Source organism: Comamonas sp. GCA5 (assembly GCF_036541385.1).
GTDB classification, from domain to species: Bacteria; Pseudomonadota; Gammaproteobacteria; order Burkholderiales; family Burkholderiaceae_C; genus Comamonas; species Comamonas aquatica.
In genome coordinates this window covers 43,481-55,306 of the sequence record NZ_JAZHFR010000016.1, presented here as the reverse complement: position 1 = coordinate 55,306, position 11,826 = coordinate 43,481, and the positions used below count along the sequence as shown (strand labels likewise).

5 protein-coding genes and 4 tRNA genes are annotated in these 11,826 nt (G+C 64.5%); 5 read left to right on the top strand and 4 right to left on the bottom strand.

Annotated elements, in window-relative coordinates; translation table 11 throughout:
• Positions 1 to 122: 122 nt before the first annotated feature.
• Positions 123 to 1,634 carry an NAD(P)H-hydrate dehydratase gene (locus SJH88_RS06230; RefSeq protein ID WP_274753919.1) on the top strand — a complete coding sequence of 504 codons (1,512 nt, stop codon included), beginning with the start codon at positions 123 to 125 and terminating at the stop codon, positions 1,632 to 1,634.
• A gap of 171 nt (positions 1,635 to 1,805) precedes the next feature.
• Here SJH88_RS06230 and rnr read toward each other — a convergent pair whose 3' ends face one another.
• Entirely contained in the window at positions 1,806 to 4,130 is a 2,325-nt protein-coding gene (rnr, locus tag SJH88_RS06225; protein WP_274753918.1) for a ribonuclease R, read from the bottom strand.
• 33 nt (positions 4,131 to 4,163) lie between these two features.
• On the opposite strand from rnr, the gene SJH88_RS06220 reads away from it, so the two are divergent.
• The 4 genes from SJH88_RS06220 to SJH88_RS06205 all read left to right on the top strand — a co-directional run bounded on the left by SJH88_RS06220 (position 4,164) and on the right by SJH88_RS06205 (position 4,808).
• Positions 4,164 to 4,248 (top strand) — tRNA-Leu (locus tag SJH88_RS06220).
• A 140-nt stretch (positions 4,249 to 4,388) separates the two neighbouring features.
• Positions 4,389 to 4,473: transfer RNA gene (locus SJH88_RS06215), tRNA-Leu, on the top strand.
• A gap of 87 nt (positions 4,474 to 4,560) precedes the next feature.
• Positions 4,561 to 4,645 (top strand) — tRNA-Leu (locus SJH88_RS06210).
• A gap of 78 nt (positions 4,646 to 4,723) precedes the next feature.
• A tRNA-Leu gene (locus SJH88_RS06205) sits at positions 4,724 to 4,808 on the top strand.
• Positions 4,809 to 4,949: 141 nt separating this feature from the next.
• Here the strand turns inward: SJH88_RS06205 and SJH88_RS06200 are convergent.
• From SJH88_RS06200 to SJH88_RS06190, 3 genes are all read right to left on the bottom strand, one after another.
• Entirely contained in the window at positions 4,950 to 7,478 is a 2,529-nt protein-coding gene (locus tag SJH88_RS06200; protein ID WP_274753917.1) for a DUF349 domain-containing protein, read from the bottom strand.
• 151 nt (positions 7,479 to 7,629) lie between these two features.
• Complete coding sequence (locus SJH88_RS06195) at positions 7,630 to 9,870, bottom strand: DUF748 domain-containing protein (protein ID WP_274753916.1); 2,241 nt, start codon at positions 9,868 to 9,870, stop codon at positions 7,630 to 7,632.
• Positions 9,871 to 9,915: 45 nt separating this feature from the next.
• The gene (locus tag SJH88_RS06190; RefSeq protein ID WP_274753915.1) at positions 9,916 to 11,322 is read right to left on the bottom strand and encodes a DUF748 domain-containing protein; all 1,407 of its coding nucleotides are present in this window, start codon (positions 11,320 to 11,322) and stop codon (positions 9,916 to 9,918) included.
• Positions 11,323 to 11,826 lie beyond the last annotated feature (504 nt).

The following is an 11,826-nucleotide window of genomic DNA, read 5'->3' as shown; positions in this document are numbered from 1 at the left end:
GCACGGCAGCCACGCGCCAGCCTGGCGGCAGGCTGCGCCCGGGCCCTGGCCGACATGCTGGCCGGCCGCCCCACCGCCATCGACATGCAGGCCTTCAGCCCCCTGCGGTTTTAGGAGACACCATGCTGCAGCGCATTCACTGGCACGCCACCACATCACGGCCCCTCTGGAATGCGCAAGCCAGCCGCAGCATCGAGCAGGCCGCACTGGCCCAACCCCAACAACCCAGCCTGATGCAGCGCGCCGGCCAGGCCATCGCCGACCTGACCCGCACCGTGGCGCCGCAGGCGCGCCAGGCCTGGGTGCTGTGCGGGCCGGGCAACAACGGTGGCGATGGACTGGTGGCAGCCAGCCATCTGGCGCGGCGCGGCCTGAAAGTCGGCGTGCACTGGCTGGGCAACCCAGACGCGTGCAGCGACGACACCCATGCCGCCTGGCAGCAGGCCCGGCAAACGCCGGTGGAGTGGCTGTCGCCCCACGCCACTCCGTCGCTGACCACCGAAGATGTGGTCATCGACGCGCTACTGGGACTGGGCCAGCGCGCCCGCAGTGGTGCCGACGCCACACCGCTGCAGCAGTTGCTGCAGCGCAGTTACACCAGCGCCGGGCATTCGATCGCCGTCGATCTGCCCACGGGCCTGGACACCGACCACGGCACCTGGCTCCCCGGCTACACGCCCCCCGAGACCTGGCAGCCCAGCAGCCGCCACACCCTGAGCCTGCTGACCCTGAAACCCGGGCTGTTCACCGCTCACGGGCGCGACGCCTGCGGGGACATCTGGTGGGACGACTTGGAATGCACCGACTGGCTGCAGCAACAGCCCCCCAGCGCCTGGCTCAGCGGCCCGGCACCCCAACCCAGGCGCCGCCACAACAGCCACAAGGGCAGCTTTGGCGACGTGCTGGTGATTGGCGGCGCCCCGGGCATGGTCGGCGCCGCCATTCTGGCTGCCAGCGCCGCCCTGCACCACGGCGCAGGCCGCACCCTACTGCACCTGTTGAACACCCCGGAATTCAGCGTCTACCCGCCACTGCCCGACCTGATGCTGCCGGATGCGGACAGCGCCCGCGGCCACCTGGCCCATGCCACCGTGGTGTGCGGCTGCGGCGGTGGGCAGGTCGTGCACGCATGGCTGCCTGCCGTGCTGGAACAGGCGCCGCGCCTGGTGCTGGATGCCGATGCACTGAACGCACTGGCCCGTGACCAGACGCTACACCATGCTGTGCAGGCCCGCCGGGCACGCGGCCATGCCACCATCCTGACCCCCCACCCACTGGAGGCCGCACGCCTGCTGCGCCAAAGCACCGCCGAGGTGCAGGGCCAACGCCTGACCACAGCACAGACGCTGGCCGACAACCTGCAGTGCACGGTGCTGCTCAAGGGCTCGGGCAGCATCATCGCCAGCCCGGGCGAGACTCCGCACATCAACCCCACGGGCAATCCGCGCCTGGCCATCGGCGGCACCGGCGATGTGCTGGCCGGCATCCTGGCCGCACGCTGGCAAGCCGACCTGCCCGCCCACACCGTCGCCAGCCAGGCCGCGTGGGAGCATGGCGCCCTGGCCGACCAATGGCCGGCCCAGCGCGCCCTGATCGCCTCCGCGCTGGCACAGGCGCAATTACAAAGTCTTTGAATAAAAAAGAGCTGCTCGCGCTTACTAGACAAGCGTTTCAAATAGAAAACTAATCAAAACCCTTGCCAGATCTGCGCGAGCAGCTCCTGAATTCAAGGCAGCCCAGCGGATGATGCTTGGCGACAGATGCGCAACACACAGGGCCCCGCCCCCGGGTTGCGGCAGCCTGCTTCAGCGGCGGCGCCGTCCGGACTTGCCCGCCGGCTTGTCATCGGCGTGCGGCTTGCCGCGCACGGCACCAAAGCCAGCGGCCGCCGGATCCTGCCAGGACTTGCCGGACGCCGGCTTGGCCTTGGCACCACCAGCACCGGCGCCGCCATAGCCGCGCCCCTTGTCCTTGCGGGCACGGGGTGCCGGCTCTTCGTGCGTGCGATCGCCCTCGCCCCGCGGGGCAAACGCCGCGCGCTTGCCGCCCCGGTTGCGCGTGTTCAGCGCCTCCTGCTCGTCCTGCACGATGCGGAAGTCGATCTTGCGGCCATCCAAGTCCACGCGGCTGACCTGCACCTGCAGGCGCGTGCCAATCGTGTAGCTCACCCCGGTGCGCTCGCCGCGCAACTCCTGGCGCTGCTCATCGAACTTGAAGTAGTCCCCCCCCAGCTCGGTGATGTGCACCAGACCTTCGACATACATCGCATCCAGGGTCACGAAGATGCCAAAGGAGGTCACCGCCGTCACCGTGCCCGCGAATTCCTCACCCAGGTAGTCGCGCATGTACTTGCACTTCAGCCAGGCTTCCACGTCGCGGCTGGCTTCGTCGGCACGGCGTTCGTTGGCGCTGCAATGCAGGCCTGCAGCTTCCCAGGCCTGCAACTCGGCCATCACGGCACGGCTGCGCGGCTGGATCTGCGGCTCCCCCACCCGGCTGGCCAGGCGCTTGGCCAGCTTGGCCTGGGCCTCGCCGGGCTCGGGCAGCTTGGGCAGCTTGTACTTGGCATCGTTCAGGATGGACTTGATGACGCGGTGCACCAGCAGGTCCGGATAGCGGCGGATGGGGCTGGTGAAGTGGGTGTAGGCACTGAACGCCAGGCCAAAGTGCCCACCGTTGTCCGGCATGTACATGGCCTGCATCATGGTGCGCAGCAGCATGGTGTGGATCTGCTGGGCATCGGGCCGGTCCTTGGTGGCATCGGCAATCGCCTGGAATTCCGCCGGGCTGGGCGTATCCGACACCGACAGGTTCACGCCGACCGCCCTCAGGTAACCGCGCAGCAAATCAATCTTCTCGGCCGACGGCTTGTCGTGCACGCGGAACAAGGCCGTGTGCCCATTCTGTTCAATGAAGTCGGCCGCGCAGACGTTGGCCGCCAGCATGCACTCCTCAATCAGACGGTGCGCATCGTTGCGCGTGCGGGGCACGATCTTCTCGATGCGGCCGTTCTCATCGCACACGATCTGAGTCTCCACCGTGTCGAAGTCGACCGCACCACGCGTATTGCGTGCCTCCAGCAAGGCGCGGAAGACGCCGTGCAGGTTCAACAGATCCGGCACGCGCGCCTTGCGCTGCGTTGCCTCGGGCCCACGGGTGTTCGACAGGATGGCCGCCACCTCGGTGTAGGTGAAGCGGGCATGGCTGTGCATGACCCCGGGGTAGAACTGGTAGGCATGCACCTCACCCTTCGCCGTGACCAGCATGTCGCAGACCATGCACAGGCGATCCACATCGGGGTTCAGCGAGCACAGGCCGTTGGACAGCTTCTCGGGCAGCATGGGAATCACGCGGCGCGGGAAATAGACACTGGTGGCGCGGTCGTAGGCATCGATGTCGATGGCATTGCCGTTTTGCACATAGTGGCTCACATCGGCAATCGCCACCAGCAGGCGCCACCCCTTGGCGCGCCCGACCTTGGCCGGCTCGCAATACACGGCATCGTCGAAGTCGCGGGCATCCTCACCATCGATGGTGCACAGCGGCACATCACGCAGGTCCACACGGCCCTTGCGGTCCTTGGCCATGACCTTTTCCGGCAGCGCCTTGGCGGCCGCCAGACAGGCCTCCGAAAACACATGCGGTACGCCATATTTGCGCACCGCGATCTCGATTTCCATGCCGGGGTCGTCGACCTCGCCCAGCACTTCCACGATGCGCCCCACCGGCTGACCGAACAGCGCCGGCGCCTCCGTCAACTCCACCACCACCACCTGGCCCGTCTTTGCTTGGCTGGTGGCCCCCTGCGGCACCAGCACATCCTGGCCGTAGCGCTTGTCTTCCGGCGCCACCAGCCACACGCCACTTTCCTGCAGCAGGCGACCGATCAAGGTTTTGGTGGGACGGTCGATGATCTCAACGATATGCCCCTCGGGGCGGCCGCGCCGATCCTGGCGCACGATGGTCACACGCACATGGTCCTTGTGCAGCACCGCCCGCATCTCATTGGCGGGGATGAAGATGTCCGCCTCACCGTCGTCACGGATGATGAAACCGTGCCCATCGCGATGCCCCTGCACCGTGCCTTCAATCTCTTTGAGCGAATTGCGTGAATTGGTGCGTTGGTCCATTTTTTTGCTATACAATCTAAATCTTTCCTGAAAGCCCAGGTGGCGGAATTGGTAGACGCACTAGTTTCAGGTACTAGCGGGTAACTCCGTGGAGGTTCGAGTCCTCTCCTGGGCACCAAGTTTAACGACAACTGCATGCAGCGTCGGAAAACAAAAAGTTCACAAACTACCAAGTGAACGTTTTGTTTGGAAGTAGAATTTGAAATTCAGAAAAATTGAAATCTAGCGTTAACCCTTAAAAGTTGACAATGGAAATCAGCCCAGGTGGCGGAATTGGTAGACGCACTAGTTTCAGGTACTAGCGGGTAACTCCGTGGAGGTTCGAGTCCTCTCCTGGGCACCAAAATTTGCGATGCATGTCTGTTCGGCATACATCAACAAAAGCAGATTGTTGAGTGCTACCTCACTTCATTAAAAACAACTGTCTTTTGCCCAGGTGGCGGAATTGGTAGACGCACTAGTTTCAGGTACTAGCGGGTAACTCCGTGGAGGTTCGAGTCCTCTCCTGGGCACCAAAAAATTTGCGGCATTGTCAATGCCAACAAAATCACACTGTCGGGTGCTACCACACCTACAAGCAAGCAGTTGATTTTGCCCAGGTGGCGGAATTGGTAGACGCACTAGTTTCAGGTACTAGCGGGTAACTCCGTGGAGGTTCGAGTCCTCTCCTGGGCACCAGACACAACCAGCCATCGCCTTATCGCGATGGCTTTTTTGTTTGCTCCTACGACTCTTCGCCATAAAAAAAGCCGCTGAATCCAGCGGCTTTTTTGCATCGACTGGGGTGACGCATGTCCACCCCTTCACACTATCACACCATCACTTGCGCATCAGCGGCTTGAGCACGTTGTGCAAACGGCGTGCCGCAGCATCCGAGTGGGCAGCAGCCAGCACCGTGGCCACGTCCTGCGACCATGTTTGGTCCGGCGTGGCTGCATTGCGGCGTGTGAGCAGCTGCAGTTGCAGCATGCGGCGGGCAGACAAGTACTCGGCAGGCGTTGGCACATCGGCCGCGATCTCCAGGCGCAGCAAGGCTTCGCCCGCATCCCCTGTCGCAGGCGCGACCACAGCCTGCACCCAGGCATTGCGCACCTGCGCTGTCACCTTGCCGCCCAACTCCTGGGCCGACGGCAAACGCTCGGCATCACGATGCACCCAGGCATCCACCAAGTGAGACACGGCTTCGCCATGGGCTTGCGCGGCCAGTTTGCGCAAGGCGAATTGCGCCCCCTCCAGTGCTTCACGCTGGGCACGAAAAGCCGCATCTCCCAGGCGCGGACCACGCTCTGCCCGCTGCGGACGCGCATCCTTGCGCGCCGAAGCACGCAGGTCGCGCACCGGCGCAACGGCTTCTTTCTTCGCGCCCGGACGGTCATCACCGCGCACCGCCACCACAGGGCGATCCTGCTTGACCACCGCCGACGGCGATGCATCTGTATGGGAGGCTGCCTCGGTCACCGCAACGTCGGTCTCTGCAGATGGCTGTGCATGCAACGCCGCTTCCAAAGCCGCCATGGCACCCCGGATCTGCGAGGCATCACCTGAGGCATTCGCTGCCTGCAAGGCTTTGGCGGCTTCCAACACCGCACGATCGTGAGGAGGCAGATGCTTCAGAGAAGGCGCACGGCTGCGCTCCGCCCCCTTGCGGTCGAAAGCCTCATCCAGGGGCTTGCGAAAAGTGTCCCACAACTTTTGCTCGTGCTTACGATCCAGAGGCACGGCCTGCGCCTCGGCCTGCCAGCGCTGCTGCAAGGCCTTGACGGCGTCGATGCGCAGGCTGGGTGCATCGGCCAGCACCTGTGCCTCGGCAATCATGGCGTGGCGGCGATCGATGCTGGCCTTTTGCGCGGCATGCAGCGGCGCTTCAGCCTGGGCCATGGCCTGCTTCCAGGCCGCCTGCAACTCGGCAAACTGCTTTTCACCCACGTGGCCACCATCGCGCCAGCGTTCTGCAAACTGGCGCAAAGCGCGGGTGGCCTGCTTCCAGTCCTGGGTCTGGACTTGTGCCGCCGCCCACGCCTTGACTTCATCGATCAGCGCCAGGCGCGCAGCCTTGTGTTGTCCGGCTTCCGCGCGCACACGCTCCAACCAGGCTTCCACCTGCTTGTAGGCACTGTTGCACGCATCGTCAAACTTTTTCCACAGCGCATGGTTGGGCGCAGCGCCTTGGTCGGCCTGCTTCCACTGCTCGCGCAACTGGCGCAAGGCTTCTTGCAGCTTGCGCCCGCCCAGTGCCTGGCCTTCGGGGCGGGCCAGCAAGCCTTCCGCCTTGGCTACCAGTTCTTCACGCACGCGGTCGACCTGCTGAGGCTGCCAGCCTTGCGTGTCCCCCGCAGCCAGCAACTGCTCGTGCACTTGCTGGGCCGTGGCTGCATCCAGCCAGCGCCCTTGTTGCTTGAGCAAGGCCCGCACCTCGGCAATCGCCGCTGCTTTGTCCTGCGCCGCCGCCAGCGCCTGCAACGCGGGCTGCACGGCCTGCACGGCCGTCTGTTGCTTGTGCATGGCATCGACCTTGGCAGGCTTGCTGGCCACGGCCTTCGCGGGCGCGGCCGCGACCAGCTCGGAAGGCAGGCCGCGGGCCACGCGGATTTCATCGGCCCACATGGGCACAGGCGGCAAAGGTGCCTGCTCATCGGCTGCCGCAGCCTGCGTCAGGGTGAGCGCCGACTCGAAAGCTTCCCACACCACCAGCAGCTGGGTTTGCGAGTTTTGCAGTTGTGGCGGGAAACGGTCATTCACGCTGGGCCAGCTGGCGTCACCCGTCAGCTCGGACGCCTGGGCCTGCCAGTTGGCCACATCCGCACGCAGCCCTTCCTGGGCGGCCGCCGCGTCGTGCCACGACTTGGTGGACAACACCTCGATGCGCTGCGCCAGCAGCACCGCAGCCTCACGCTGCACCTGCACACGGTGCTGCAGGTCTTCGATGGTCTTGACCCGCTCGGCCAATTGCTGCTTCAAGCCAGCCAAGGGCTCGCGCGACAAGGGGGCTCCAGCCTTGGCCGCATCCCGCTGCCAGGCCACCGCCTCCGCCACATTCAACGGCGCCGCGGCCAGCAAGTCCTGGGCCTTTTGCGCCCATTCCACGGCAATCACTTCCTGGCTCTTGACACGGCGGATATCGTCGATGCGCTCGCGCACCAGGCGTGCCACGCTCTTGTCCCGCACACTCAGTTCCTTGAAGACTTCTTGCAATTGCTCCTCAGACGGCTGCGTACCCAGCCATTCGCGGATGCGCGCAGCGCGATCACCCGAGGTCGCGGCAGAAAACGCACCGCCGGTCAATGCATCGAGCGGATGAGCCTCTGCTTGCTTGGCTGGGGAGGGATTCATTTCAGGTGCGTCAGACATGTGGCTGCGGATAAATTAGGAATCATGAAATAGGAAAACAGCCCTTCATCCCAAAGGTATGAAGGGCTTTGTGTCTTGCTCGCAAGCTGCACTCCCAGCTTGCGCGCTGGTTAGCGTGTATTTTCGCCGCTAATTGCAAAGACCCAAAGTATCACTGGACAGAAATGTTCAATAACACCGAAGGGGTCGCCGGGTTGGCAGCCTTGGTTTCCGCGTTGCCCAGAAACACGCGGCCAGAATCCACCCCCTGGGCCAACAAGTAATCGCGCACATTCTGGGCTCGCGCGGTGGCCAGATCCGGCCAAGCGGTGGCGGGAATCACCATGTCCCGCAGGATCAGGGCCTGCATCTCCTCGGCGGGCAAGTCCTTGGCCAAGCCCAGCATGTTGCGTGGACGGTCCTTGACCGTGTTGCGATAGGCCTGCTTGAGGGCCGCCAGCTTCTGCTTGTCGCTGCGCTCGGGTGGCGCCTCGTCATCGGATTCGGCTTTGGGGCCATTCATCAACTGCTCCAGCTGGGCACGCTTCCAACCCTCCGCTTCCGTGGCGCCATTGGCCTGGCCAACCAGGGTGAGCTTGAGCTGCGGCTTGCTGCTCATGGCCTTGGCCAATTGCTGCAAATTGCTCTGCGCCTGGGAATTGAGGCTGGCGCGCCCTGGCTCGAACGCGATGTCACTCTTGTCATCCTCGGAGGCAAACGCGCCCGTCAACAAGCTGAATGGCGCCGTCACTGCCTTGCGAATGATGTTGCCGATGATCTTGAAGACCACAGGAGCGATGCGGAACTGCGGGTCGTTGAGTGAACCACTGATCGGCAGGTTCAAGTCAATCACGCCGTGGCTGTCGGCCAGCAGCGCCACCGCGAGACGCACGGGCAAGGACGTCGGCGCCCCCTCGACCGGATCCGTGAAGGTGAGCTGGTTCAGCACCAGCTGGTTGGACGCCGTGAGCTGCCCGTCGGGCTGCACCTGGTAGCGCACATCCATGCTGAACTTACCCTTCTCGATCCCGTGCCCCACATACTTAATAGCGTAAGGCGTGAGCGGCGACAGATCCAGCCCCTGCACCTGGGCACGCACATCCATGCTCAAGGGCTGGGCCAGGGGGTTGATCAGTCCATCGATGTGCAACTGCGCCGTACCTTGTGCAATCCCGTCCAAAGTCAGCTTGGCCAGGGCTGGGGCCTCGCCCGGGGCGGCCGGTTGCGAGGAGAAGGCCTCCAGACTGCCCTGCAGGGCGGTCAAGTCGGCCGTGTAGTTCGGGCGGATGAAAAAGTCCGAAAACTTGATCACCCCGCCCTGCAAGGTGATCGGCCCCATGTCGATGCGCGCCGACGGCGCTGCGGGCGCGGCACTGGCGGCAGGGGCCTGCTCAGCAGGGGCTGGCGCAACCGCATCGGCAGCGGCGGCGCCCTCGGACTGCGCCGTCTTCACCAGGTTCTGCAAATTCAGCCGCCCTTCCGGCAGCACCACCACGCGTGCAAAGAAATCCTGCAACTCGGTGCTGTGCACCTGAATGTGCGGTGGCTGCGCCGGCTGCAGGTTCACACGCAGCCCCTGCAAGCGCAATTGCTTCCAGCGCAGCAGGTCTTCGGCGGCCAGGGCGGCCGCCGCATGCGGCCCCTGGACGGCGTGGGCCGCCTGCGCATCCCCCAGCAGGCTTTGGACGTGCACATCCGTCACCCGCCCCTGGCCCTGGAGCTGCAGCTGCGGCCCCCTGGGGCGCTGGGCGAACTGCACCGTGCCATCAAAACTGGCCAGGGCACGCACCAGGCGTACATTCAGATGCGGAGCCATGTACGGCTCGAACGCCTGCAAGGGCAAGGCGTTGACCTGGACCCGGCCCTTGGTCATCAACGGGTCCAGCTGCAGATCGCCGTCGTAGGACAAGGATCCCGGCTTGCCCCAGCCACCGCGCACTGTGCGCTCGGCCATGCGGGCCGACAGCTTGGCCTGGGCCGTGCCCTTGACGCTGTCCAGGTTCTGCATGCGCAACTGCACGTCCGACAAACGGATCGCCAGCGGCATGTCGCCCAGCGAGGCATCCGTCAGCTCCACCTGCCCGGCAGCCAGCTCCATGTCCTGCACCAGCACCTGCCAGGGCTTGCCGGCCGGGGATGTGACCGTCTCGCGCCCCTTGGCCGGCGCCCCGGCCACGGGCTGCAGCCATTGCTCATACATCCAGCGGCCCTGGGCATTGCGTTGCACCCGGGCCCGTGGCGCCTCCAGCCCGACGTGCTCCACCAGGACTTGCTGTCGGGCCGTATCCAGTCGCAGATTGCGCAGTTGCAAGCCAGTCCACGCCACTTCCGGGGCGGCCGCACGCCCCAGCGCCACCGACTCCACGGCCAGTGTCGGCACCGTGGCCTGGACCTGGCCAGACTGCCAAGTCACGTCGGCCGTCAGCGAGGCCAGGCCGCCCACCGGCAGCTTGATCCATTACCGGGCATAGGCCTGGACGGCCTGGGCATCGAACTTGTCCACCACCACCGAGGCCTGGCCCTGGTCGATCCCCCCCTTGCCGGTACTGCGCAGGCTGCCGCGTGCGGCGCGGTCTTCCCCCTGCAGCTGCGCCGCCAGCGTCCACTCGGCGTCGCTCCCCATGGGCCATGCCAGATCCCGGGCTTGCAGCTGGAGCTGGTCGACGCGCAAGGCGGCCTCGACCTGCCCCATCTCATCGCGCCAGCTGGCCCAACCGCCTTCCACATCCAATCGGTCAATGAGCAGCTTCCACTCTGCGCTAGCAGCTATGCTTTGTGCAGCATCCGTCGCCGCCACGGCCGGCGCAACCACCGGCGCCACCGCCACCGCGGGTGTTGGTGTAGGTGCGGGCAAGAATTCCCCATTCGCCCGGCGATGCACATGCCCGAAAGGCTGCTGCAGGCTGACCGCCGCCACACGCACCTGCTGCTGCAAGGGGCGCGTATCGCCCAGCTCGACCTTGAGCTGCGACCACCCCGCCAATGGCTGGCCCGCACGGTCCTGCAGCTGCAGGTTGGACACCTGCAGCGTGCTGCCTTGCAGTTGCACCGTCGGTTGCTCGACCTGTTCGAAGGCCACCAGCAGCTCGGCATCCAGTTGCCCCTGCTGCAGCTGGAGCGGCACACTGGCCGGCAGGTAAGGCGCATAGGGCGCCAGATCAAACTGCTGAATCTGCAGCTTGGCCTGCGCGCGGTGCGCCTCGTCGAAGGGCGTGGCCACCGCCTGCGTGGCCAGCTCGCTGCCATTCAGGCGCATGGACAGCTGGGGCTGCACCTTCACCTCGCGCTGCGAAGGCAGCGTGCTGATGAAGGGCAGTTGCATCTGCAGCGCTTCAATCTTGTGCTGCACCCCGGCGACCTGGTCATCCAGCTCCACGCGGCCATCTCGGATCTGGATGTTGTAGAGCGCCAGGCGCGCCAGCCCCGCCTCGGGGTCCTTGGGCTCCGGGTTCTGCTGGAGCTTGTCCAACACATCCGCAAAGTCCCAGTGGCCAGGGGCATCCTGGCGCACGCGCACGACGGGCTGGTCCAGCTCCAGCGCATCCAGCACCGGCGCCCAGCGCAGCAGGCTGGTGGCGGAGGCATTGATATAGAGGCGCTCTATAGAAAGTGCGGGCGCCTGACCCGGCAAGCCTGCCACTTCCAGCCCCCGCACCGCCACGGCCAGCGACCAGGGCGACACCTCGACGCTGCGCACAGTGACGTTGCGCCCCAAGGCTTCAGTGGCCTTGTCCTGCACCTGCCGTGCAATCACACCGGGCAAGGCCAGCCAGAGCCCGCCCCAAACCAAGACCACGGCGCCAGCGGCCACCGCCAGCTTGCGCCCCACCCCCATCCCCGGCCGTGCTTGTTGAGTATTTGTCATTGTTGAACCTGCTCCGTACATAGGTGATGCCCCGCTTGAACCTTAACGCGCGCGCCGGCGCCCCGGTGAAGCCCACCAAAAAATTAACACTGATCCAAGCAGGGATACGTCATCAATTGTCATATCCCGCGCCATTTTCAAATATTTCGACTATCGAACAGATTGATGAATTTAAAAATCAAATAAGCACATCCCCAGTTTGATAGCGCCCAAGGCATTGACAAACGCAGCAAACCCAGCTTTTACAGGCAGTTACGGCTTGCACCCCGCATTCCACATGGCCAAATAAGAACCAAAAGTAATAAAAAACAATTTTTAAAGTATTGACTGGTAATTTGGAGCAAATTTAGAATCCGCCCTCTTCAAATCGCAAGATTGTCAATCGTTGTTACTTCAATCCCCGCCTGGGGATGTTCATGCCCTCGAGGCGCTGAGTAAGCGCATGAAACAGTAGCTATCGGATCTCAGGCTGGCGCGCAGGAACGCCCCTACGGGCACTCCACC

Bases quoted from the DNA above. Each gene is read 5' to 3' on its own strand.
- SJH88_RS06230 (WP_274753919.1), top strand. From the start codon at position 123: ATGCTGCAGCGCATTCACTGGCACGCCACCACATCACGGCCCCTCTGG.
- rnr (WP_274753918.1), bottom strand. From the start codon at position 4,130: ATGGACCAACGCACCAATTCACGCAATTCGCTCAAAGAGATTGAAGGC.
- SJH88_RS06200 (WP_274753917.1), bottom strand. From the start codon at position 7,478: ATGTCTGACGCACCTGAAATGAATCCCTCCCCAGCCAAGCAAGCAGAG.
- SJH88_RS06190 (WP_274753915.1), bottom strand. From the start codon at position 11,322: ATGACAAATACTCAACAAGCACGGCCGGGGATGGGGGTGGGGCGCAAG.